The organism is Streptomyces sp. NPDC048507, from assembly GCF_043199995.1.
GTDB lineage: Bacteria > Actinomycetota > Actinomycetes > Streptomycetales > Streptomycetaceae > Streptomyces.
Map to the genome: position 1 here is coordinate 651,456 of NZ_JBICWZ010000002.1, position 22,689 is coordinate 674,144.

Annotated in this window: 19 protein-coding genes; 5 read left to right on the plus strand and 14 right to left on the minus strand. The window is 74.2% G+C overall.

All coding sequences use genetic code 11. The features are described from left to right. Nucleotides 1-4: 4 nt before the first annotated feature. Nucleotides 5-1,528, minus strand: a complete 1,524-nt coding sequence (locus ACGFXC_RS08015; RefSeq protein WP_393710624.1) for an aminopeptidase P family protein — start codon at nucleotides 1,526-1,528, stop codon at nucleotides 5-7. Nucleotides 1,529-1,762: 234 nt separating this feature from the next. Between ACGFXC_RS08015 and ACGFXC_RS08020 the strand changes: the two genes are divergently transcribed. Together ACGFXC_RS08020 and ACGFXC_RS08025 are read left to right on the plus strand one after the other, a co-directional pair. Then, complete coding sequence (locus ACGFXC_RS08020) at nucleotides 1,763-2,704, plus strand: NAD-dependent epimerase/dehydratase family protein (protein ID WP_393710626.1); 942 nt, start codon at nucleotides 1,763-1,765, stop codon at nucleotides 2,702-2,704. Nucleotides 2,705-2,775: 71 nt separating this feature from the next. Beyond that, complete coding sequence (locus tag ACGFXC_RS08025) at nucleotides 2,776-6,246, plus strand: aminotransferase class I/II-fold pyridoxal phosphate-dependent enzyme (protein ID WP_393710941.1); 3,471 nt, start codon at nucleotides 2,776-2,778, stop codon at nucleotides 6,244-6,246. 10 nt (nucleotides 6,247-6,256) lie between these two features. Here ACGFXC_RS08025 and ACGFXC_RS08030 read toward each other — a convergent pair whose 3' ends face one another. The 9 genes from ACGFXC_RS08030 to ACGFXC_RS08070 all read right to left on the minus strand — a co-directional run bounded on the left by ACGFXC_RS08030 (nucleotide 6,257) and on the right by ACGFXC_RS08070 (nucleotide 15,281). Further along, entirely contained in the window at nucleotides 6,257-6,823 is a 567-nt protein-coding gene (locus tag ACGFXC_RS08030; RefSeq protein ID WP_393710628.1) for a toxin, read from the minus strand. Continuing rightward, nucleotides 6,820-7,260 (minus strand): helix-turn-helix domain-containing protein, encoded by a 441-nt coding sequence (locus tag ACGFXC_RS08035; RefSeq protein WP_393710630.1) that lies wholly within the window; start codon nucleotides 7,258-7,260, stop codon nucleotides 6,820-6,822. The genes ACGFXC_RS08030 and ACGFXC_RS08035 overlap by 4 nt, the downstream gene beginning before the upstream one ends. A 307-nt stretch (nucleotides 7,261-7,567) precedes the next feature. Then, entirely contained in the window at nucleotides 7,568-8,728 is a 1,161-nt protein-coding gene (locus ACGFXC_RS08040; RefSeq protein WP_393710632.1) for an MAB_1171c family putative transporter, read from the minus strand. Between the two features lie 41 nt (nucleotides 8,729-8,769). Beyond that, complete coding sequence (locus tag ACGFXC_RS08045; RefSeq protein ID WP_393710634.1) at nucleotides 8,770-9,507, minus strand: TetR-like C-terminal domain-containing protein; 738 nt, start codon at nucleotides 9,505-9,507, stop codon at nucleotides 8,770-8,772. A gap of 117 nt (nucleotides 9,508-9,624) precedes the next feature. Beyond that, nucleotides 9,625-10,815, minus strand: a complete 1,191-nt coding sequence (locus ACGFXC_RS08050; protein ID WP_393710636.1) for an acyl-CoA dehydrogenase family protein — start codon at nucleotides 10,813-10,815, stop codon at nucleotides 9,625-9,627. A 280-nt stretch (nucleotides 10,816-11,095) separates the two neighbouring features. Continuing rightward, complete coding sequence (locus ACGFXC_RS08055) at nucleotides 11,096-12,202, minus strand: zinc-binding dehydrogenase (RefSeq protein WP_393710638.1); 1,107 nt, start codon at nucleotides 12,200-12,202, stop codon at nucleotides 11,096-11,098. Next, on the minus strand, nucleotides 12,199-13,371 hold the full coding sequence (locus tag ACGFXC_RS08060) for an LLM class flavin-dependent oxidoreductase (RefSeq protein WP_393710639.1): 1,173 nt from the start codon (nucleotides 13,369-13,371) through the stop codon (nucleotides 12,199-12,201). Before ACGFXC_RS08060 ends, ACGFXC_RS08055 begins: the two co-directional genes overlap by 4 nt. A gap of 174 nt (nucleotides 13,372-13,545) precedes the next feature. Continuing rightward, nucleotides 13,546-14,382: a ketose-bisphosphate aldolase gene (locus ACGFXC_RS08065; protein ID WP_393710641.1), complete on the minus strand. Its 837-nt coding sequence runs from the start codon at nucleotides 14,380-14,382 to the stop codon at nucleotides 13,546-13,548. Continuing rightward, a complete protein-coding gene (locus ACGFXC_RS08070; protein ID WP_393710642.1) occupies nucleotides 14,379-15,281 on the minus strand; it encodes an SIS domain-containing protein in 903 nt (300 codons plus the stop codon). The genes ACGFXC_RS08065 and ACGFXC_RS08070 overlap by 4 nt, the downstream gene beginning before the upstream one ends. Before the next feature lie 144 nt (nucleotides 15,282-15,425). Between ACGFXC_RS08070 and ACGFXC_RS08075 the strand changes: the two genes are divergently transcribed. After that, entirely contained in the window at nucleotides 15,426-16,205 is a 780-nt protein-coding gene (locus ACGFXC_RS08075) for a DeoR/GlpR family DNA-binding transcription regulator (RefSeq protein ID WP_393710644.1), read from the plus strand. 174 nt (nucleotides 16,206-16,379) lie between these two features. Next, complete coding sequence (locus tag ACGFXC_RS08080; RefSeq protein ID WP_393710646.1) at nucleotides 16,380-17,432, plus strand: LAETG motif-containing sortase-dependent surface protein; 1,053 nt, start codon at nucleotides 16,380-16,382, stop codon at nucleotides 17,430-17,432. Between the two features lie 109 nt (nucleotides 17,433-17,541). On the opposite strand, the gene ACGFXC_RS08085 is transcribed toward ACGFXC_RS08080, so the two are convergent. From ACGFXC_RS08085 to tdh, 3 genes are all read right to left on the minus strand, one after another. Further along, nucleotides 17,542-18,456 carry a LysR family transcriptional regulator gene (locus tag ACGFXC_RS08085; protein WP_393710647.1) on the minus strand — a complete coding sequence of 305 codons (915 nt, stop codon included), beginning with the start codon at nucleotides 18,454-18,456 and terminating at the stop codon, nucleotides 17,542-17,544. 12 nt (nucleotides 18,457-18,468) lie between these two features. Further along, nucleotides 18,469-19,677, minus strand: a complete 1,209-nt coding sequence (locus tag ACGFXC_RS08090) for a glycine C-acetyltransferase (RefSeq protein WP_393710648.1) — start codon at nucleotides 19,675-19,677, stop codon at nucleotides 18,469-18,471. A gap of 104 nt (nucleotides 19,678-19,781) precedes the next feature. After that, nucleotides 19,782-20,810: an L-threonine 3-dehydrogenase gene (gene tdh, locus ACGFXC_RS08095; protein WP_393710649.1), complete on the minus strand. Its 1,029-nt coding sequence runs from the start codon at nucleotides 20,808-20,810 to the stop codon at nucleotides 19,782-19,784. 319 nt (nucleotides 20,811-21,129) lie between these two features. Here tdh and ACGFXC_RS08100 point away from each other — a divergent pair, with 319 nt between their 5' ends. Further along, on the plus strand, nucleotides 21,130-21,951 hold the full coding sequence (locus tag ACGFXC_RS08100) for an alpha/beta hydrolase fold domain-containing protein (RefSeq protein ID WP_393710650.1): 822 nt from the start codon (nucleotides 21,130-21,132) through the stop codon (nucleotides 21,949-21,951). On the opposite strand, the gene ACGFXC_RS08105 is transcribed toward ACGFXC_RS08100, so the two are convergent. Continuing rightward, the gene (locus ACGFXC_RS08105; protein ID WP_393710652.1) at nucleotides 21,948-22,682 is read right to left on the minus strand and encodes a class I SAM-dependent methyltransferase; all 735 of its coding nucleotides are present in this window, start codon (nucleotides 22,680-22,682) and stop codon (nucleotides 21,948-21,950) included. The two genes, ACGFXC_RS08100 and ACGFXC_RS08105, sit on opposite strands and share 4 nt — an antisense overlap. Between the last annotated feature and the right edge of the window lie 7 nt (nucleotides 22,683-22,689).

Genomic DNA, 22,689 nt, shown 5'->3' on the forward strand with positions numbered 1-22,689 from the left:
CGGGTCAGGTCTTGAGGCGGGCCATCCACGCCTCGACCTCGTCCGACCGGCGCGGCAGCGCGGCGGACAGGTTCTCGTTGCCGTCTTCCGTGACGAGCAGGTCGTCCTCGATCCGGACGCCGATGCCCCGGTACTCCTCGGGCACGCTCAGGTCGTCGGGCTGGAAGTAGAGCCCCGGCTCGACGGTGAGCACGACTCCGGGCTCCAGCGCGCCGTCCACGTACGCCTCGGCCCGCGCGCGGTCGCAGTCGTGGACGTCGAGCCCCAGCATGTGGCCGGTGCCGTGCAGGGTCCAGCGGCGCTGCAGGCCCAGTTCCAGGACGCGCTCGACGGGGCCCTCGACCAGGCCCCACTCGACGAGCTTCCCGGCGAGCACGCGCTGCGCGGCGTCGTGGAAGTCACGGAAGACGGCGCCCGGCTTCACCGCGGCGATCCCGGCCTCCTGCGCCTCGTACACGGCGTCGTAGACCTTGCGCTGGAGCGGGGTGAAGGTGCCGGAGACGGGGAGGGTGCGGGTGACGTCGGCGGTGTAGAGGGTGCGGGTCTCCACACCGGCGTCGAGCAGCAGCAGGTCGCCGGGGCGGACGTCGCCGTCGTTGCGGACCCAGTGCAGGGTGGTGGCGTGGGGGCCGGCGGCGGCGATCGTGCCGTAGCCGACGTCGTTGCCCTCGACGCGGGCGCGCAGGAAGAAGGTGCCCTCGATGTAGCGCTCCGAGGTGGCCTCGGCCCGGTCGAGGACGCGTACGACGTCCTCGAAGCCGCGGGCGGTGGCCGCGCAGGCGTGGCGCAGCTCGCCGATCTCGAAGTCGTCCTTGACGCGGCGCGCCTCGGAGAGGAACACCCGCAGTTCCTCGTCGGTTTCGGCCGTCGCCTTGTCCCGCAGGGCCTCCTCGATCCCGGCGTCGTGGCCGCGCAGTACGCGGACGGGGCCGGTGGCTTCCGCCAGGGTGGCGGCGAGGGTGCGGACGTCCAGCGCGGGCAGCCCGAGGAGCCTCTCGTTCTCGGTGAGGCTGTTGCGGCGGCCGTTCCACAGCTCCCCGCGGGCGGTGAGCCAGAACTCGCCGTTGTCCCGGTCGGACCGGGGCAGCAGGTGGATGGTGGCCCGGTGGCCGCCCTCCGCGCCGGGTTCCAGGACCAGGACGCCGTCCTCGGTCTGGTCACCGGTCAGGTGGACGTACTCGGACGAGGCGCGGAAGGGGTAGTGCGTGTCGTTGGCGCGGACCTTCAGGTTTCCCGCCGGAACCACGAGGCGCTCGCCGGGGAAGCGGGCGGAGAGCGCCGCCCGGCGGCGGGCGGTGTGGGCGGCCTGCGGGAGGGGCCGTATGTCGTGCCGTTCGGTATCGGCCCAGCCCCGCTTCATGTTCTCGGCGAGTTCGTCGCTGAGCCGTCGGCGCGGCCCGGACCGCTCCCTCCCGGCCGAGCCCTCGGCCGGGTTCTCGGCCTGGCTCTCGGCCGGGTTCTCGGCCTGGCCCTCGGCCGGGCCCTCGGCCGGGCTCTCGGCCGGGCCCTCGGACGACCGTGCGGTCACGACTGCCTCCTGGATCGCTTCTGTTCACATCCGGAAAATCCCTCCTGGACCGGAGGGAACCGTCCGCCATCGTGGCACGGACCCCACCGGGGCGGCCGGGAATTGATCTGGCGGCGGAATTCCGGCCCCCGCAAGGGCACCAACGGGGCGATAGTGCGTCAACTTGCGTCCGAGACCCGTTGCCCGGGCGGGCCGAGCTGGGGTGCTCCCCCGGCCCCGCGTTAGTGTTCGGGCGTGAATCTTCATGTCGTCATAGGGTTCGGTCCCGCGGGGGCGGCCACCGCCCGGCTGCTCGCCGAGCGGGGCCACACCGTCAAGGTCGTCACCAGGAACGGGCGTCCCGCCGAACCGGGCATCGAGCACGTCGCGCTGGACGCGTCGGACGGCGCGCGGCTGACCGAGGCCGTCCGGGGCGCGACCGCCCTCTACCACTGCGCCGCACCGCCCTACCAGCGCTGGGTGCGGGAGCTGCCCGGGCTCGCCTCCGCGGCCTGCGCGGCGGCCGGGGCCACCGGGGCCGTGCTGGTCCTGCTCGGCAACCTCTACGGCTACGGTCCGGTCGACGGCCCCCTGACCGAAGACCTGCCGCTCGCGGCGACCGGCCCCAAGGGCCGGGTCCGCGCCGCCGTCTGGGAGCAGACCCAACGGCTGCACGAGGAGGGCCGGCTGCGGGCCGTGGAGGTGCGCGCCTCGGACTTCTTCGGTCCCGGCGTCACCGACGGCGGCCACCTCGCCGCCCGGGTCGTGCCCCGGCTGCTGCACGGCAAGTCCGTCTCCGCCCTGGGCGATCCGGACGCCCCGCACAGCTGGAGCTACCTTCCCGACGTGGCCGCGGCCCTGGCCGAGGTCGCGGGTGAGGAACGGGCCTGGGGCCGTGCCTGGCACGTCCCGACCGGTCCCGCGCGGTCGGTGCGCGCGATGGCCGACGCCGTGGCCGCCGAGGCGGGCACGGCGCCGGCCACCGTCCGCGGGCTGCCGCCGGCGGTCCTGGGCCTGGCCTCGCTGGCCTCCCCGCTCATGCGCGAGCTGAAGGAGATCCGCTACCAGTTCGACCGGCCCTTCATGCTCGACTCCGCCGCGTACGAAGCCGCGTTCGCGCTCCGCGCCACCCCCCTCGACGCACAGGTCAAGGCGACGGTGGACTGGTGGCGCGCGCGCCTGGCCGACGGCGCGTGAGCACGGTGACCGAGAAGGACCACACGACGGATCCGGCGGCCGCACGGCGCGATGACGTCGCGATCGTGGGCATGGCCTGCCGGTTCCCCGGCGCCCGGGACGTGAACGGCTACTGGCGGCTCCTGACGGACCCGCGTCCGCAGTTCTCCACCATCCCCGACTCCCGGTGGCGCGCGGCGGACTTCCTGTCCGACAGCCTGCGCGACACGGCCGCGGCCTACACGGACACCATGGCGCTGCTGCCCGACGTCGGGCACTTCGACGCGGCGCACTACGGCATCCCGCCCCGCCGGGCCCGGTCGATGGATCCGCAGCACCGGCTGCTGGTCGACCTCGCCCGCGAGGCGCTCCAGGACGCGGGCTGGGAGGCGGAGGGCTTCGACCGCGAGGAGACCTCGGTGATCACCTCGCTCACCGAGAGCGGATACCGCGGGCTGAGCACCCTGCGCGTCCGGATGCGCCAGCTGGCCGGAGGGGAGTTCGGGGCCCGGCCGGCCGACCCGCGGTGGGCGGACACCGTCCGCGCGGTCGACGGCATGCACGGCACGTCCGTCGCCGGGCTCCTGCTCAACATGGGCCCCAACACCATCAGTTCCGTCTTCGACCTGCACGGCGAGAGCTACGCGCTGGACGCGGCGTGCTCGGGCGGGCTCATGGCCGTGGCCAACGCCGTCTTCGCGCTGCGTGCGGGCCGCACCCGCATCGCGCTCGCGGGCGGCGCCCAGCTGGTCCTCACCCCGGACCTGTTGGTGGGGCTCAGCCGGATCGGCGCCGTCTCGCGCAGCGGCCGGTGCCTGCCCTTCGGGGCACAGGCCGACGGATTCGTCCTGGGCGAGGGCGCCGGGGTGCTGGTGCTGCGCCCGCTGTCCGACGCGCTCGCGGCGGGCGACCGCGTCTACGCGGTGATACGCGGCGTGGGAACGGCCAACGACGGCACCGTGCAGGGCGGCATGCACCCGCAGGCATCGGGCCAGCTGCGCGCACTGCGCCGGGCCTACCGCGACGCCGGCCTGGCGCCGGACGCGGTGGACTACCTGGAGGCGCACGGCACCGGGACGCGGGTCGGCGACCCGGTGGAGGTGGGCGTGCTGCGCGAACTGCGCGGGGAGGACGCCGCTCCGGCCTACCTGGGCGCCGTGAAGGCCGTGGTGGGGCACTCGCTGAACGCGGCGGGGATAGCCGGGCTCGTCAAATCGGTGCTGGCCGTGCACCGGGGCGTCATACCGCCGCAGCCCGACTTCGAGCGGGCCGAGCCCGCCGGGCTCGCCGCCGCGCGGCTGACGATCCCCACCGCGCCCGTCCCCTGGCCGGACTCCGGACGGCCGCGCCGGGCCGGGGTCAGCGCCTTCGGATTCGGCGGCACCGGCGTGCACCTGGTGGTGGAGCAGGGCCCCGCGCTCCCCGTCGCGGAGCCGGACGGGGACGCGCAGCTGCTGGTGCTGAGCGCCCGCGACCGGGCCGGACTGGCCCGCCACGCACGGGAGCTGGCCGACGCCATCGCCCTCGACGGGCTGCCGCTCGCCGGGGTGGCGGCCACCCTCGCCCGCCGCACTCCCCTCGCCCAGCGGCTCGCCGTGGTGGCCCGGGACACCGACGAGGCCGTCGCCCGGCTGACCGCCGCGTCCGATGCCGTGGCGGCCGGCCGCACCGGGGAACTCGGGCCCGGGCAGGTGGTGGGCGCCGCGCCCGCGGGCCGGTCCGGCGAGGTTCCCGTGGTCCCCGTACCGGCGGCCGGGTCGCTGCCGCCCGGGGAGCGGGCGAGCGCCCTGGCCGCCCTCGCGGTGCGCGCGGTCACCGGCCCGGGTCTGCGTCCGCTGCCGGAGCGGACCCCTCCGTACACGCTGCCGCCCAGTCCGCTGGCCCCCCGCCACCACTGGGTGGTCGATGAGTCGGCCCGCGAGGCCGGGGACGGCCCGGTACCGGTGTCCGCACCGTTGGAAACGGCGCGGCCGCGGCCGCCGGAGCCCGCCGTGGCGCGGGACGCCGGTCCGGACGTCGCCGCGGTGGCCGATCCCGCCGCCGCCTACGACGCTTCGGCCGCCTCCGTCGTCTTCGAGGCGGTCTCGCGCACCGGTGTCTTCCCGCTGTCCGACCTGAACGCGCGGATGACCCTGACCGGCGACCTCGGCTTCGACTCCCTGATGCTCCAGGAGCTGGACGTGGTCATCGGCCAGCGGGTGCGCGGCTTCTCCACCGAGGAGGTGTTCGGCCCCGGCCTGACCATCGAGGGGCTCATCGCCCTGGTCGCGGCCCACATCACCGGACCGCCGGAACCCGGCGGCCCGCTGCCGGCTCCGCGGCGGGAGGAGTGGGACCCCGCGTCGGCCTCCGTCGACGACTTCCCGGAGGTCGGCCGGTTCGAGGAGCGGCTCGGCGCGATCGCCGACAGCGGCGCGGACTTCCCGTACTTCCGCGTCCACCAGGGCACGATCCGCGACACGACGGTGATCGGCGACCGCGGGTACCTGTCCTTCGGCAGCTACAACTACCTCGGACTCTCCGGGCATCCGGCGGTCACCGAAGCCGCCCACCGCGCGCTGGACCGGTACGGGACCTCCGTCTCCGCGAGCCGGGTGCTCTCCGGCGAACGGGAGCTGACCGTACGGCTGGAGCGGGCCCTCGCCGGGTTCCTCGGCGTCGGGGACTGCCTGACGCTGGTGAGCGGCCACGCCACGAACGTCACCGCCATCGGGCACGTGGTCGGCGCCGGTGACCTGGTGCTGCACGACGCGCTCGCCCACGACAGCATCCTCCAGGGCTGCGCCCTGTCCGGGGCGGCGCGGCGCCCGTTCGCGCACAACGACGCGGACCGCCTGGAGCACCTCCTGCGGGTCAACCGGAACCGGTTCCGCCGGGTGCTGATCGTCGTCGAGGGCGCGTACAGCATGGACGGCGACCTCGTGGACCTGCCCGCCGTCATCGAGCTGAAGAAGCGTTACGGTGCGCTGCTGATGGTCGACGAGGCGCACAGCATCGGCACCGTCGGCGAACGGGGCCGCGGGGTCGGCGAGTTCTTCGGCGTCGACCGCTCCGGGGTGGACCTGTGGATGGGCACGCTGTCCAAGGCCTTCGCCAGTTGCGGCGGCTACCTGGGCGGTTCGGCCCGGATGGTGCGGTGGCTGCGGCACACGCTGCCCGGCTTCGTCTACAGCGTCGGCCTGACCCCCGCCAACGCGGCCGCGGCGCTGGCCGCGACCGAGCTGATCCTCGCCGAGCCGGAGCGGGTGCGCGCGCTGCGGCGCAACGCCGAGCTGTTCCTCTCGCTGGCCGCCGCGGCCGGTCTGGCCACGGGTTCCAGCGCGGGCACGCCGATCGTGCCGTGCGTCCTGGGGGACTCGGCGAAGACGCTGCGCGTCGCGGACCGGCTCTTCGCGCGCGGTGTCGTGGCCGATCCGATCTTCCACCCGGCGGTGGAGGAGGGCCTGTCGAGGCTGCGGTTCTTCCTCACCAGCGAGCACCGCGAGGCGGACGTGCGGCGCGCGGTGGCGGTCCTGGCCGAGGAGGTGGCGGCCGCCGGCGGGGCGGGAGGGGCCGCAGGGTAAGGAACCCACGTCAGAACAGGGTCCGTTCGATGCGGCTGAGGGTGTCGGTCTTGCCGGGGGCCGCGCCGTCCGCGTCCGTGCCGGGCTCTTCGGCGGCGGCGCCGCCGAGCCGCTGGGACAGGAGGTAGGCGATGACCTCCGCCTCCTGTTCCTGCACGTCGTCGTAGGTCGCGCGCAGGAGCATGTCGCGCACGAGATCGGGGTCGAGGTTGGGGAAGAGGAAGCGGGCGCTCGCCTCGTCCAGCCAGCCCGCTCCCCGGTGGCAGCAGATGATGTGGCCCAGCTCGTGCAAGATGATGTGCTCCTGATGCGCGCTGGTGGTGTTGGCGTCGTAGAAGATCAGGTCCTCGTCGCGCGCCGCCACCCACATGCCGCAGGGCTGCGAGGCGGGCATCTGCATCGGGACCAGCGTGATGGGGCGCTCGCGGACCTCGCCGAGGTAGCGGCAGAGTTCGGCGACGTCGGCTCCGTCCGGGAGGTCCAGCGCGGCGAGCCGCCGTACGCCGTCCTTGCGGAGCTTCTTCAGCTGGTTGCGCCGGTCCTGGTCGGCGGAGCGTCCCTTTCCGGCGAACCTCACTCGGATTCCGCGGTATCGGTGACCGGCGGGAGGCCCTGGAGCTGCCGGTACTGGTCCATGATCGCGGTGATGGCCTGGAGGTTCTCCTTCTTCATCCCGGCCGCGCGCATGGCCACGGAGCGGACCCCGGCCTGTCGCAGCGCCTCGATGGCGGCGACCTCGCTGAGCACGGACTCGGCGACCTTGTCGTCGAAGAAGTAGGCGACCGAGACGCCGAAGAAGCGCGCCAGGGCGGCCAGCAGGTCCGGTGACGGGTTGGAGCGCTTGCCCGTCCGCAACTGCGACAGGTAGACGCCGCCGGCCTTGAGTTCGGGGTTGACCCGCTTCAGTTCCTCCGCCACTTCGGCGTTGGTCCAGTGCTTGCCCTTGGGACGAACCGTCTTGAAAAGGTTGTCCAGACGCACTGCCAGTACGGGCCGGTCGTCAGGCTCGGACACTGCGCACCTCCCTTCCTCCACCTCCTCGGCATTGCCCTCAGCTATTTCCCAGTTTTGCAGATTAGCCGTCAGTTGACAATCTGCCGAGATTCCGCCACCGTGGACCTCGCCGATAGCTGCCAGTTAACTTCGCTTACGGGGGTAGCCGAGTTGACTGTCCGTCACATCGGTCCGGTCCGGGCCGGCCTTCGGGGGATGAAGGCCGGGCCGGGCGACGCACCCGCCACGGGGGATGTACAGGCGGGTGCACGGGGGGTGCACGAGAAAACCCGCCCGGTCTGACGGGGGCAGACCGGGCGGGGGTTCATCAGCCGGTCTTTCCGAGCTTGCGGTAGACGGCCGCGACCTTGGTCAGCCAGGCCACCTCCGCCGTGAAGTTGTCCGGGTCCCGGTCGTCGAAGTCCCCGGCGTCCTTGTTGTGGTCGGGGATCGTGCCGGCCCTCTTCGCGTCCAGCGCCTGCCTGATCTGCGCGGCTTCGGCGAACGCCTGCCGGTACTCCTCGCCCGCCCCGGCGTCCGCGGCCACACCGCCGTGGGGGGCGGCGCGGTCGATGTAGGGGCGCAGATCCCGCCACCCGTCGCGTATCTCGATGACCCGCCGGTGCAGCCGGTAGTTCAGATCGGAGACCGAGGCGGAGCCCGGCGGCTCCAGGACGATGTCCGGGGAGGACTCGTACAGGTCCCGCCAGAGCGGGTACAGCGCGCGGTAGGAACGGTAGCTGCGCGCCCAGTCCGCGAGCCGGCCGGCCGGACCCTCCCAGGCGGAGATGGTGAGGCTGAGGGAGAGCGTGACGATGCCCGCCGCGCTGAAGACCGAGGCGGCGACCGTCCAGGCGCCGATGTCGATCCCGGCGGCGGCCGTCAGGATGTTCACCGTCCGGCAGGTGCAGTAGAGGAACAGCACCACGGCGGCGACGGAGAGCATCCGCAGCGCCTGCCGCAGCGAGGCCTTGTCCGTCATCCGGGCGTAGGGGCCGCACTGGCGGAAGATCGTGACGCACGGAACCGCCTGGGACACGATGAAGACCAGGAGGTAGAGCAGGACCAGCGGCTGTCCGCTGCCCGTGTTGAAGTCCGTCGCGGGCCGGCCGGGGCCGTCGGCGACGAGGAACAGCGCGATCAGCAGCGCACAGACGACGATCCCGGTGATCAGCCAGTACCGGGCGTGGCGCACCGTCTTCTCGGTGGCGGTGGCCCAGCGCAGCAGGATGATCTGGGCGCTCACGCAGAAGGCGACCGCCGCCACGTGCATCACCAGGATGGCGAGGTTGCCCACGCCCAGGAAGGTGTCGCCGCCCATGGCGACGGCTCCCATCGTGAAGGTGAGGCACTGGAGCAGCAGGGTGATCACGAGCGTGCGGTAGGCGCTGTCGCGCCAGCTGCGCCGGACCTGGCTGAGCCGGTAGAAGAGCGCGGCGTACGACGAGAGCGCCGCGATGACGAAGCAGAGGGTTCGGGTGGTGTTCACGGCCTGGTTCCCCGTCGGCGCCGCGCGAGCGGCGGACGGTCCTAGTCGGTGTGGGCGGGGGCGGTGGTGGTGGTCGGGTCCGGGGAGAGGGGGACGTCGAGCCCGATGCCCTCGGCCGTCACGGCGACGGCGAAGTCGAAGTGGGCCGACTCGTCGCGGACGCTGTCGTGGGTGCGGCTGAAGACCTGGAACACCAGGAGTCCGACGAGCCCGCTCCACAGGACGATTCCGCGCTCGATGAGGTCCGAGAACGGGGCATCGGGCACCCCGCCGAAGAGTTCCACGGCCTCGGGCCGCAGCAGGGGCGGACCGGACCGCGGCCGCCGGGGCGGGGTCAGTTCACCGGCCTCCAGCGCGGCCCGGACGATGCCGGCGAGGACCGCGGGGGTCCGCGACGCGGGCGGCACGGTGTCCTGCGGGGCGTGGTAGCCGGGTACGGGCGAGCCGTAGATCAGCGTGAACTCGGCGGTGTGGGCGAAGGACCACGTCCGCAGCGCCCGCGACACCGCGAGCAGGCGCGCGCCGGCCGTGGCTCCGGCCGCCCGGGCCAGTCCGTCGGCGCGCTCCATCGCGGCGGCCGAGTCGTCGTAGGCGTCGATGACCAACGCGGTCAGCAGGTCGTCCCGGTGCGGGAAGACGGCCGCCACGTCGGCGGCGGCGAAGCCGCCCTCGGTGGCCACGGCCTGCGGGGACAGCCCGCCGGCGCCCGATTTCGCGAGCAGTTGGCGCGCGGCGGCCTTGACGGCCCCCGTGGCGGCGCTCGTTCCGGAAACATCCATGGCCGAACCGTACCCGTCCGTGACCACGCCCCCGGGGCCCCTCCCCCAACCCGTCCTGAACCCGCCGCGTTCCCTCACGGAACGCGCCGCGCCGGGCGGGGCGGGGCGGGCCCGGTGTCAGCGGCGGACGCGGGGCATGCCGAGGCCGATCCAGGAGATGATCTCGCGCTGGATCTCGTTGTTGCCGCCGCCGAAGGTGAAGATCACCGCGCTGCGGTAGCCGCGTTCCAGTTCGCCGTGCAGGACCGCGCCCGCCGAGCCGTCCTTCAGGGACCCGGCCGCGCCGACCACTTCCATGAGCCAGGCGTACGCGTCCCGGCGCGCCTCGGAACCGTAGACCTTCACGGCGGAGGCGTCCTGCGGGGTGAGGGTGGCGGACTGGACGGCGTTCACCATCTGCCAGTTGAGCAGCTTCATCGCGTCGAGGCGGGTGTGGGTGCGGGCGAGGCGGCCGCGGACCCAGGACAGGTCGATGACGCGGCGGCCGTCGGCCAGCTTGGTCTCGGCGGCCCAGCGCTGGACGTCGTGGAGGGCGCGGATGGCCATCGTGCCGTGGGCGGCGAGGGTGACGCGCTCGTGGTTGAGCTGGTTGGTGATCAGCCGCCAGCCCTTGTTCTCCTGCCCGACGCGGCGGTTCGCCGGGACGCGGATGTCCTCGTAGTAGCTGGCGGTGGTGTCGTGCGAGGCGAGGGTGTTGATGAGGGTGCAGGAGTAGCCGGGGTCGGAGGTCGGCACCAGGAGCATGGTGATGCCCTTGTGCGCGGGGGCGTCCGGGTCGGTGCGGACGGCGAGCCAGACCCAGTCGGCGGTGTCGCCGTTGGTGGTCCAGATCTTCTGCCCGTTGACCACGTAGGTGCCGCTCTCCTCGTCGCCCTCCCGGACGGCCTTGCACTTGAGGGCGGCGAGGTCGGTGCCGGCGTCGGGCTCGCTGTAGCCGATGGCGAAGTCGATCTCGCCGGCGAGGATGCGCGGGAGGAAGTACGCCTTCTGCTCGTCCGTGCCGAACTGCATGAGGGTCGGGCCGACGGTGTTCAGCGCCATCAGCGGCAGCGGGACGACGGCCTGGGCGGCCTCGTCGAAGAAGATGAACTGGTCCATGGGCGACATCCCGCGGCCGCCGTACTCCTTCGGCCAGCCGACCCCGAGCCAGCCGTCCGCCCCGAGGCGGCGGATGGTCTCCCGGTAGAAGCGCTTCTGCGCGGCCGGGTCCTCGTAGCGGGCGTAGACGTCCTGCGGTACGAGCTCGGCGAAGTAGGCGCGCAGTTCGGTGCGCAACCGCTGCTGCTCAGGCGTGTATTCGAGGTGCACGGCCCCTCCGGGAGTCTCGCGGTCCAGCCGGTCGCTGTGGTGGCGGCGGTCAGAGTAGAACCTGTTGCAAGAATCGGGAAGGGCCGCGCCGGGGAGAGACCGGGGCGGCTCGCCGGCACGGGGCCCGCGGCGGGGCGGACGGACCAGATCGTGGCCCGCCCACCCGGCTTGGCCGCAGTTGGCACCTGCGGAATGTAGCAGCCATTTCAGGCCACAGGTAAGGCTGAAATGTGGGATTCCCCTTGCATCTGCGGTACCGGCCGGTATCCGGTCGCGGCCGTTACCGGGTGTCCGGGGACGGATGCTCTGCGGTACGGGTGATGCCCGTGCCCGACCGCCCCGGGCGGATCAGCACCTTGATGTGGTCCTGCGGGCTGCGCAGCGAGGCGAAGGCCGCGTCGAGCCCGCCGAAGCCGGCTTCCCCGGTGACGAGCGGGGCCGGGTCGATGCGGCCGTCGGCGAGCCGGCCGAGGGTGGCACCGAATTCCCGGGGCGGGTAGGTGAGGCACATCCGCAGGGTGACGTCCTTGTAGATGCCGACGACCGGACGGATCACGTCGTCCGTCATGACACCGCCGATCTGGAGGATCTCGGTGCCGCGCGGGACGGTGTGCAGCAGCCGGTTCAGCATGCCGGGCAGGCCGACGCAGTTGACCACCACCATCGGACGGGCGCCCGTTCCCGCCAGGGCGGTGCAGTGCGCCACCGGGTCCGCGCCGCTCCCGAGGGGTCCGGGTCCGGGGTCCACCACCGCGTGCGCACCGAGCCGGGCCGCGGCCGCACGCCGCAGCGGCGAGGGGTCGCTCGCCACGACCGGCCCGGCGCCGCGCTCCAGCAGCGCCGCGACGGCGCCCAGCCCGACGGGTCCGCAGCCGGCCACCACGGCGGGGGTGCCGGGCCCGGCCGTCGTACGGGCGACGTTCCCGAAGCCCACGGCCAGCGGCTCGGTGAGCGCGGCCAGCCCCAGGTCCAGCGTCTCCGGTACGGGGACCAGCGCCGCCGCCTGTACGACGATCCGCTCGCCGAAGCCGCCGGGGAACTCGTTGCTGTAGCCCACGGTACGGACCGCCCCGGCGGCGTCGAGCGCCCAGGGCAGGGCGACCACCCCGGTGCCGGGCGCGGGCCCGCTCGCGCCGGGCCCGTAACCGAGGACCCGGCCCGCGAACTCGTGGCCCATGACCAGCGGGCGGTCCGGATCGAAGAGGAAGCCGGTGGTGCCGCTGTCGCGGGAGGCGCCCAGGAAGTCCTCGGTGTGCGCGACCGCGCTGAGGTCGGAGCCACAGATCCCGCAGGCCTCGGTGGCCAGCAGCGCCTGCCCGGGGCCGGGCACCGGGTCCGGGTGCTCCCCGACGGCGAACCGGCCGCCCACCAGCGCCGCCGCCCTCAACGGACCTCCCCCGCACGGGCGATGGCCTGCTCCGTGGAGCGGCGCAGGGCCCCGGTGAAGCGCTCGCTGTTGCGGGCGGCCCAGTCGAGACTGGCCCGGCGGGCGTCCGCGGTGCCGCTCAGGCGGGGCACGACCCGCTCGGCGAACAGCTCCAGGCTGCGCAGGGCCGCCGCGGGTTCGGCGAGGTCGAGGTGGAGGATCAGGAAGGTGCCGAAGCCGCCCGTCTTGTCGGCGAGCTGGACGATCCGCTCGACGGCGTCGTCGGCGGTGCCGATCACGGCCCGGCCGAAGGCGGGCAGCCCCTCGTCCGTCCAGCGCTCCACCGCCGCTGCCGCCGTGGCGCATCCCTGCGGCCGGACCCCGCCGAGCGCCTCGATGTAGTCGACCAGGTCCAGCACCCCGAACTCCGCCTGCTCGCGGGCCCGTTCCCTGGTTTCGGCGAGGTGGAGGGGGGTGACCAGCCGCCAGCCGGTCCGGTCCGCCGTCCGGCCCGCGGCCGCGCAGGCCCGTTCGTGGGCGCTCCAGTTCGCGTCCAGGGTGGCGAACCCGGCGGGATCGGCGGCGGCGAGCGAGAGCACGGACGCCCCGTGCCGCCCGGCGAGTACCGCTCCGGTCGGGGAGACGGCGGAGGCCACGGCCACCTCCATCTCCCGGCCCCGGTAGGGCCCGAGCTGGAGCCGGGCCTCCTCCAGGGTGAACCAGTCGGTGGCGGCGGTGACGGTCTCCCCGCGCAGCAGGCGGGTCAGCACGTCCAGGGAGTCGGCCATCATGGCGCGCGAGTCCATCGGATCGACACCCATCATGAAGGCGTCGGAGGCCAGCTGGCCGGGGCCGACGCCGAGCACGGCGCGGCCCCGGGACTGCTGGTCGAGCTGGCAGATCCGGTCCGCGAGGATCAGCGGCTGGTGGTACGGGAGGGAGTTGACGCCCGTACCGAGCCTGATCCGGGAGGTCCGCTCGGCGGCGGCGGCCAGGAACAGCTCCGGCGAGGCGATGATCTCGTAGCCGGCGGAGTGGTGTTCCCCGGCCCAGACCTCCTCGTACCCGAGGCGGTCGAGCTCCGTCACCAGGTCCAGGTCGCGGCGCAGCTGGAGGGCCGGGTCGCGGTCGGGCCGGTGGTAGGGGGCGAGGAACACCCCGAAGGCGGACGGGAGGTACGGCTGCGGCATGCGCGGTGCCCCTTCGTACGTCGGACGGCGGGTGGCTGCCGTCCGACGTAACACCGTGCGCGCCGCGCCTTCAATGGCGGCCGGGCACACCTCCCGCTGAGCGGGATCTCCGGTGCGCCCGCCCGCCGTCATGCCGTGCGGCGTGCGTCGTGCGTCGTGCGTCGTGCGTCGTGCTCAGTTCAGGGCGCTGATCATGGCGGCGGCCGTGGCCGCCATCGCCGCGCGGGCGGCGGTCAGATAGGGGCGGGGGTCGGCCGCGGTGAGGTGGGTGCGGACGGCCCCGGTCATGGCCACGTTGAGGGCGGTGCCGATGTTGACCTTGCGGATGCCGCCGGCGACGGCGGCCGCCAGCTCCTCGTCCGGGAGTCCGGAGGAGCCGTGCAGGACCAGCGGGACGTCCACCGCCTTGGCGAGCCGCGCCAGCAGCGCGTGGTCGAGGGCGGCGGTGCGGCTGGTCATCGCGTGGCTGCTGCCGACGGCCACGGCGAGGGCGTCCACCCCGGAGTCGGCGACGAAGCGGCGCGCCTCGTCCGGGTCGGTACGGGCGCCCGGGGCATGCGGGTCGAGCGGGGCGGCGCCGTTCTTCCCGCCGACCTCGCCCAGCTCGGCCTCGATCCAGAGGCCGTTGGCGTGCGCCCAGTCGGCGGCGGACCGGGTCGCCTCCAGGTTCTCGGCGTAGGGCAGGTGCGCGGCGTCGTACATCACGGACCCGAAACCGGCGTCCACGGCCTGGCGCAGCAGGTCGGCGCTCTTGACGTGGTCGAGGTGCAGTCCGACGGGCACCGCGGCCGCCTCGGCGCAGGCGGCCGCGGCCCGGGAGATGGGCAGCAGGGCCCCGCCGCGGAACTTCACGGCGTTCTCGCTGAGCTGGAGGATGACGGGGAGCCCGGTCCGCTCGGCGCCCTCGACGACGGCTTCGGCGTGCTCCAGGGTGATGATGTTGAAGGCGGCGACGGCGCGGCCGGCACGGGCCGCCGCCGCGACGAGTTCCCCTGCGCGGGCGAGGCTCATCGGACCGCCCCCTCACCGGTGGTGAGGATCACCGAGCGGGTGAGGTTGCGGGGCGCGTCCGGGTCCAGCCCGCGCCGGACGGCGACGGCGACGGCCAGCCGGTGGACGCGGACCAGCTCGGCGAGCGGATCGAGCGCGGCGTCGACCCACCGCGCGCCGGTACCGAGCACCTGCTCGGCGATCCCCTCGGGGGTCCCGCCCAGCGACCAGGTCAGCGAGCCGGGTCCGGTGACGCTCACCGGTCCGTGCCGGTACTCCATGGCGGGGTAGGCCTCCGCCCAGGACAGCGAGGCCTCGCGCATCTTGAGGGCGGCCTCGTTGGCGAGGCCCACGCTCCAGCCCCGGCCGAGGAAGGTGAACTGGCCCAGCTCCTCCAGCCCGGCGGGCAGCGGCTCGGCGAGGGCGGCGCGGGCGTCGGCGACCACGGCCGGGGTGTGCGCGCCGACGTGGGCGCGCAGCAGGGTGAGCGCGGTGGTGGCGAACCGGGTCTGGACGACGGAGCGCTCGTCGGCGAAGTCCAGTACGACGAGTTCGTGGGCGAGGGTCGTCACCGGGGTGCCGGGGTCCCCGATGACGGCGGTCGTGGCGACCCCGGCCTCCCGCAGGCCGGCCAGCAGGTCGAGCACCTCGGTGGTGGTCCCGGACCGGGTGAGGGCCACGACCCGGTCGTAGCGGCGGTGGCGGGGGAACTCCGAGGCGGGGAAGGCGTCGGTCTCGCCCTGTCCGGCTTCCTCGCGCAGGGCGGCGGCGGCCTGGGCCATGAAGTACGAGGTACCGCACCCGACGATCGCGGTACGCTCCCCCGGCTTCGGCAGCACCGCCCGGTGGACGGGGGCCAGTTCGGCGGCCCGTTCCCAGCTTTCGGGCTGCGTGGCCAACTCGTACGCGACGTGACTCATGCGGGCTCCCTGCGCGTTGGGTGCGTGTTCCTGCAAGGTAGCGGGCCGTTTCGCGCAACTTCAAGCATCAACGGGGTGATCGGCTGGGTTAATCTCGTCGACGGGGCCGGGTGAGCGTCCCGGGACGCACACGGGAGGGGCGCCATGACCCGCAAGGAACGCTGGCAACGGCTGCTGGACCTGCTCGTGGAGCGGGGCGGGCTTGAGGTGGAGCCGGCCGCCGATGCCCTCGGCGTGTCCGCCGCGACGATCCGCCGGGACCTCGACCAGCTCGCCGAACAGCAGCTGCTGGTCCGCACGCGCGGCGGGGCCGTCCCGCACGGCGTCTCCTACGAACTCCCCCTGCGCTACCGCACCTCGCGCCGGGCCGCCGAGAAGCTCCGGATCAGCGAGGCCGTGGCGGCACTGATCGCTCCGGGCGAGGTGATCGGCCTGACCGGCGGCACCACCACGACCGAGGTGGCCCGCGCGCTGGCGGCCCGCGCCGACCTGGCCGTCGGCTCGCCCGCGCTGACCGTGGTGACCAACGCGCTGAACATCGCCGGCGAGCTGGTGATCCGGCCGCAGTTCAAGATCGTCCTGACGGGCGGGGTGGCCCGCCCCCAGTCCTACGAGCTGACCGGGCCCCTGGCCCAGCAGGTCCTCGGCCAGCTCGCGATGGACACCGCCGTCCTCGGCGTGGACGCCTTCGACCCGGCCGACGGGGCGGGCACCCGGCACGAGGACGAGGCCGCGATGAACCGCCTCCTGTGCGAACGCGCCCGGCGGGTGGTCATCGCCGCCGACTCCAGCAAGCTCGGCGTCCGCGCCTTCGCCCGGATCTGCGCCACCTCCGAGGTCGACGTGCTGGTGACGGACACGGCGTTCCCGGACACGGGCGCGCGGGCGTTCCGGGCGGCGGGCGTCGAGGTGGTCCGCGTCTGACGGCCCGTCCGGACCGGCCCGCGGCTGCCACCGGCCGGGGGCTGTGACCATGATCACGAATCCTCGGGACGCCACAACCTTCGGGCGCGCCTCCAGGTCAACCGGACGACCACGGACCGCCGTGCCGGGTGGAACCATCGCGCCGGCGGCCCAAGCACCGATCCGAAGGACTCCATGAAGCTGCACCGCCTCCTGGCCACCACCGCCGTCATGGCCGCCGTCGGGCCCGCGGCCCTGCTCGCCGCCCCCGCCGCCCACGCGGACGGGGCCACCCCGTCGCCGACCACGTCCGCGGCGCCCTCCGCCCCGGCCGGCGGCACCCCGTCCCCGAGCCCGAACCCGGGCCGTCCGGACACGGGCACGGGCACGACGGGGGGCTCGGACGGTTCCGGCAAGCCCGCCGCCACGGCCGCGCCCGGCGCCTCCACGAAGCCCAGCACGTCCCCGTCGGGCACCCCTTCGGGGGCCCCGGCGGTCACGCCGTCGCCCTCGTACTCCCGCCCCACCTTCTGCTCCGGCATCCCCGACGAGGAGCGCGGCAAGACCTCGCTGCGCGGTCTGCCCGGCAAGATCGTGGCCGGCTCGGGCTGGCACGAGTTCACGTACCGCGTGTCCAACGTGTCGAAGACGACGGTGATGGAGACGGACGTCTCCATCTGGCTCGGCACCGCCGACCCGAAGCTGGACGACGTCGCGCAACTGGCCGTCACCGTCGAGTGGTTCAACCCGGGCACCGGGCAGTGGAAGCCGATCGAGGGCGAGGGCGCGGGGGTCTTCGACAACGACGAGTTCGCCACGGCCAAGAAGCTGGAGCCCGGCGAGTACGCGGACGCGCGCATGCGCATCAAGATCGGCGACAAGGCCACCCCCGGCACCGGCTACTTCTTCACCGTCGGCCACTCCTACGGTGCGGACGGCCAGTGCGGTTTCGACGACATCAGCCAGTTCGACTTCACCGTCCTGGCCCCCGGCACCAAGCCCGGCGGCGTCGACGACGCCAAGGGCAAGCCCGCCAAGCCCGGTACGCCGGGGCGGCCGGACACCAAGGGTGACGGCGGGCACAAGCCCGCGCCGCAGGGCGGCCGCGCCGAACTGCCGGTCAGCGGACGCCTCGCCCAGACCGGCTCCTCCTCCACGCTCCCGGCCGTCGCCGCCGTCGGCGGCGCGGCCGTGGTCGCCGGAGCGGGCGCCGTCTTCCTGGTGCGCCGCCGCAGGGCCACCTCCTGAGGACCGCCTCCGCCCGGGATCCCCTCACCGGGGTCCCGGGCGCAGGAATGCGCTCGCCGCGCCGCGGGGGATGCCGGACGCGGTGACCTCCGGGGCGGCCCGGCGGCCCTCAGTGGGCCGGGACCCGTTGCGCAGCGCGGGACAGCGCCGCCAGCACCGGGGCGATCAGCGGGTGCGACTCGGCGCCGCGCCGGGTGGCGGCGAAGACCCTGCGGGTGGCGGCGGGCCCGGTCACCGGGCGGACCCGGACCTCCGTGAGGTCCATGCCGCGCAGCGCCGAGCGCGGTACGAGGGCCACCCCGGCGCCCGCGCCCACCAGGGCGGTGACGGCCCGGAAATCATCGGAGGAATGCGCGAAGCGCGGCTGGAAGCCCGCCAGTTCACAGGCCAGCAGGGTCACGTCGTGGCACGGGTTGCCCGGGTACTGGCCCACCCACTCCGCCTCCGACAGGTCCGCCAGCGCCACGGCCGGGAGCCCGGCGAGCGGGTGATCCGAGGGCAGGACCGCGTCGAAGGGTTCCGCGTAGAGCGGGAGCACCGACAGCCGGGCGTCGTCGGCGCCCGGCCCGCCCCGGTACTCGACGGCCAGGGCCACGTCCGCCTCGCCGTCCAGCAGCATCGGCAGGCTCTGGTCCCCCTCGGCGTCCCGGACCCGCAGGCGGATGCCCGGGTGGTCCAGGGCCAGCCGGGCGAGGGCCGGGGCGAGCACCTCGGCGATGCCGGTCGCGAAGGCGGCCACCGTGACCTCGCCGGCCGAACCACCCGCGTAGGCGGCGAGTTCGGCCTCGGCGCGCTCCAGCTGGGCCAGCACCTCGTGGGTGTGGCCCAGCAGGATCTCCCCGGCCGCGGTGAGCCGTACCCCCCGGCCGCTGCGGGTCAGCAGGGCGTGCCCGGTCTCCTGCTCCAGGGCGGCGAGCTGCTGGGAGACGGCGGAGGGGGTGAGGTAGAGGGCTGCGGCCGCGGCGGTCACCGTACGGTGGTCCGCCACGGCCCGCAGGATGCGCAGCCGGCGGGGGTCGATCACCCCCGCATTGTCTCAGCCGGCGGACGCGGCCAGCGCCGCGCGGGCGTCGGTGAAGGCGGCCACCGCGCGTTCCACGTCGGCGGTGGAGTGGGCCGCCGAGAGCTGGACGCGGATCCGCGCCGCGCCCATCGGCACGACCGGGTACGAGAAGCCGATCACGTACACGCCGCGCTCCAGCAGCAGCTCGGCCATCTTCGCGGCCTCGGCGGCGTCGCCGATCATGACGGGGGCGATGGCGTGGTCGCCGGGCAGGACCTCGAAGCCCGCCGCGGTCATCGCGGAGCGGAAGAGCGCCGTGTTGGCCGCCAGCCGCTCGCGCAGGTCGTCGGCGGACTCCAGCAGGTCGAGGACCTTCAGGGAGGCCGCCGCGATCACCGGGGCGAGGGAGTTGGAGAAGAGGTACGGGCGCGAGCGCTGGCGCAGCAGCTCGACGATCTCGGTGCGGGCCGCGACGTAGCCGCCGGAGGCGCCGCCGAGGGCCTTGCCGAGGGTGCCGGTGATGATGTCGACGCGGTCCATGACCCCGTGCAGCTCCGGGGTGCCGCGGCCGCCGGGGCCGACGAAACCGACGGCGTGCGAGTCGTCGACCATGACCATCGCGTCGTAGCGGTCGGCCAGGTCGCAGATCTCGGCGAGCGGGGCCACGTAGCCGTCCATGGAGAACACGCCGTCGGTGACGATCAGCTTGCGGCGGGCACCGCCCTCGGTGGCCTCCTTCAGGCGGGTCTCCAGCTCGGCCATGTCGCGGTTGGCGTAGCGCAGGCGGCGGGCCTTGGACAGCCGGATGCCGTCGATGATCGAGGCGTGGTTGAGGGCGTCGGAGATCACCGCGTCCTCGGCGCCGAGGAGGGTCTCGAAGACACCGCCGTTGGCGTCGAAGCAGGAGGAGTAGAGGATCGTGTCCTCCTGGCCCAGGAAGGACGAGAGCCGCGCCTCCAGCTCCTTGTGCACCTCCTGGGTGCCGCAGATGAAGCGGACGGAGGCCATGCCGTAGCCCCAGCGGTCGAGGGCGTCCTTCGCGGCGGCGACGACCTCGGGGTGGTCGGCCAGCCCCAGGTAGTTGTTGGCGCAGAAGTTGAGGACCTCGCCCGGGGCGCCGCCCGAGGTGACCGCGACGGCGGCGTTCTGCGGGGTGCCGATGACGCGCTCTGGCTTGTGCAGGCCCGCGGCGCGGATCTCGTCGAGGGTGGCGCGGAGGTCTTCGCGGACGGACTCGAACATGGGCTTCGGTTTCTCCTTGTGACGAAGGGGGCCGGGCCCCGCGGAGGGGGGGTGCGGGGCCCGGCCGGAGGGAGATGGTTCTGTGGGGACCGCGGAGGGCGGTGTTACGCCGTCCAGTCCAGGATGATCTTGCCGCTGCGGGCGGTGGACGCCTCGTCGAAGGCGGTCTCGAAGTCGCGGTGCGAGTAGCGGCCGGTGATGACCGGGGACAGGTCGAGCCCGCCCTCCAGGAGCACGGTCATCGCGTACCAGGTCTCGAACATCTCGCGGCCGTAGATCCCCTTGATGGTGATCATCGAGGTGACGACCTTCGCCCAGTCCACCGGGAACTCCTGGGCGGGCAGGCCCAGCATGGCGATCCGGCCGCCGTGCGTCATGTTGTCGATCATGTCGCGCATCGCCTCGCCGCGGCCGGACATCTCCAGGCCGATGTCGAAGCCCTCGCGCAGGCCCAGCTGTGCCTGCGCCTCGGCGATGGAGGACTCGGCGACGTTGACCGCGAGGGTGGCGCCCGCCTTGCGGGCGATCTCCAGCCGCTCCGGGCTGACGTCGGTGATCACGACGTTGCGCGCGCCGGCGTGCCGGGCGACGGCGGCGGCCATGATGCCGATCGGGCCCGCGCCGGTGATCAGGACGTCCTCGCCGACGAGCGGGAAGGACAGGGCGGTGTGCACGGCGTTGCCGAAGGGGTCGAAGATCGCCGCGACGTCCAGGTCCACCGCGGTGCGGTGCACCCAGACGTTCTGCGCGGGCAGGACCACGTACTCGGCGAAGGCTCCGTCGCGGCCGACGCCGAGCCCGATGGTGCTGCGGCACAGGTGGCGGCGGCCCGCCAGGCAGTTGCGGCACTTGCCGCACACCAGGTGGCCCTCGCCGCTGACCAGGGCGCCGATCTCGATGTCGCGGACGTCCGCGCCGAGCGCGGCGACCTCGCCGACGAACTCGTGGCCGAGGACGAGGGGGGTCTTGACCGCGCCCTGCGCCCAGCCGTCCCAGGCACGGATGTGCAGGTCGGTCCCGCAGATGCCGGTGCGCAGCACCTTGATCAGCACGTCGCCGGCGCCGTACTCGGGCTCCGGAACGTCCATGAGCCACAGTCCGGGCTCGGCCTTGTGCTTGACGAGTGCCTTCATGGGGTGGCTCCAGGCATGCGGAAGGGGGCGCCGTGCGCGCTGGTGCGCGGGTGGCTGGGGTGACGTGCACCAATCTGCCGATCGGCGCGGTGATCAGTCCATCGAGACTTTCTTAAGCGGGCCGACAGCGCAGCTTCACGCCTATGCTCCTCCAGTGAGGGGGACGGGGCCCGGGCAAGCATCCGGCGGAACGTCCCGGTCCGGGGAAAAAGGGGAGGTGAGGGGCGTGCCGAGTCTGCGCAGCAGAGTGCTTTCGGCCGCACTGGTCGCAACGGGGCGCCGAAGACGGTTCGCGACGGCGGAAGCGGTCCGGGCCACGGTGGCCGAGTCGGCCCGGCGGCCCGCGTCGCACCTGCCGCCGCGCTCGCTGGGGCGGGTCGCCGACGTGACGCGGACCTTCGTCGGAGCCTGGCCCGTGTACGACGTCTCTCCGCGCGGCGCGGAGCCCGCGGCGCGGGTGCTGTACGTGCACGGCGGCGCGTTCGTCCACGAGCTGGAGCGGCCGCACTGGTCGCTGATCCGGACCCTGGTGACCCGGGCGCGCGCCCGGGTCGTCGTACCCGCGTACATCCTGGCGCCGCGCGGAACCGCCGACCGTACGGTACCCGTCGCCGCCGACCTGCTGAGCGGCCTGATCGCGGGCGGCGGCGCGGGCGCCGCCGTGCTGCTCGGCGACTGTGCCGGGGCCGGGCTGGCCCTCGCCGCCGCGCAGCGGCTGCGCGAGCGCACCGGCGCCCAGCCGTCCCGGATCGTCCTGATCTCCCCCTGGCTGGACGTCAGCATGAGCCACCCGGACCAGGCGGCGATCGAGGCCGCCGATCCGGTGCTGGCCCGGCCGGGCCTGGCCGAGGCGGGCCGGCTGTACGCGGGCAACCTGCCGGCCGACGACCCCCGGGTGAGCCCGCTGCACGGCTCCTTCGAGGGGCTGGCGCCGCTGACGGTGTTCACCGGCACCCGGGACGTGCTCAGCACCGACAGCCGGGAGCTGCTGGCGCGGGCCCGCGCGGCCGGGGTCGCGGTGGACTGGCACGAAGAGCAGGGCCTGCCCCACCTGTACCCGCTGCTCCCGGTCCCCGAGGGCCGCAGTGCGCGGGAGCGCATCGTCGAACTGATCAGGGCCACGACGGCGGACGGTCCTTAGGCCGTACAGGTCATCAGCGAGCTCACCGGCCAGGCGCGGTACGCGTCCCAGTACGCCTCGTCGCGCGCCGGGTCGGCGGGCGGGGTGCGGCTGGGCTGCCAGCCGACGGTGCTGAAGCCCGCGTCGACGGCGGCCTCGGCGAAGTCGGCGTGCGCCCATTCCCGGTACTCGAAGTGCTGCGGGGGCTCGGTCAGGAACTGGGCCTTGAGCAGCGGGGCGTCGCCGTCCGGCAGCCGGTCGAGGATCCGCATCCCGTACGGGGACCAGTCCACGCGCGGAAAGCCGCCCGGGTTGCGCACGAGCGTCAGCAGGCGCCCGCCGGGCCGCAGGTTGGCGCGGATCCCGCGGAACATCGCGTGCAGGGCCTCCCGGTCGGGTGCGTGGCTGAACAGGTACACGGCGGTGGCCACGTCGAAGGGGCCCAGCTGGGGCATGGCCACGGCGTCGGCGAGGACGTACTCGACGCGCACGGTGCCGGGCGCCGCACCGGAGGCGGCCGCCTCGGCCCGGCGCAGCCGTTCGGGGCAGCTGTCGACGCCGACGGCGCGCCGGGCCCCGGACTTCGCGAGCAGCGCGGCGGTGCCGCCGTGTCCGCAGGCCACGTCGAGCGTGTCGAGGTCGCGGACCCCGCCCAGGGCGTCGAGTGCGGTGCGCAGCGTGTGGGCGTCGGCCGCGGTGAAGGCCGCCCGGGGCGCCGGGTGCGTGGACGTCGTGTCGGAGGGCTGGTGCATGCCGGGA

Excerpts from the sequence above, each read along its gene's own strand:
- ACGFXC_RS08025 (WP_393710941.1), top strand. The coding sequence starts at position 2,776 with ATGGCCTGCCGGTTCCCCGGCGCCCGGGACGTGAACGGCTACTGGCGG.
- ACGFXC_RS08045 (WP_393710634.1), bottom strand. The coding sequence starts at position 9,507 with ATGGATGTTTCCGGAACGAGCGCCGCCACGGGGGCCGTCAAGGCCGCC.
- ACGFXC_RS08060 (WP_393710639.1), bottom strand. The coding sequence starts at position 13,371 with ATGCCGCAGCCGTACCTCCCGTCCGCCTTCGGGGTGTTCCTCGCCCCC.
- ACGFXC_RS08065 (WP_393710641.1), bottom strand. The coding sequence starts at position 14,382 with ATGAGCCTCGCCCGCGCAGGGGAACTCGTCGCGGCGGCGGCCCGTGCC.
- ACGFXC_RS08070 (WP_393710642.1), bottom strand. The coding sequence starts at position 15,281 with ATGAGTCACGTCGCGTACGAGTTGGCCACGCAGCCCGAAAGCTGGGAA.
- ACGFXC_RS08075 (WP_393710644.1), top strand. The coding sequence starts at position 15,426 with ATGACCCGCAAGGAACGCTGGCAACGGCTGCTGGACCTGCTCGTGGAG.
- ACGFXC_RS08080 (WP_393710646.1), top strand. The coding sequence starts at position 16,380 with ATGAAGCTGCACCGCCTCCTGGCCACCACCGCCGTCATGGCCGCCGTC.
- ACGFXC_RS08090 (WP_393710648.1), bottom strand. The coding sequence starts at position 19,677 with ATGTTCGAGTCCGTCCGCGAAGACCTCCGCGCCACCCTCGACGAGATC.
- tdh (WP_393710649.1), bottom strand. The coding sequence starts at position 20,810 with ATGAAGGCACTCGTCAAGCACAAGGCCGAGCCCGGACTGTGGCTCATG.
- ACGFXC_RS08105 (WP_393710652.1), bottom strand. The coding sequence starts at position 22,682 with ATGCACCAGCCCTCCGACACGACGTCCACGCACCCGGCGCCCCGGGCG.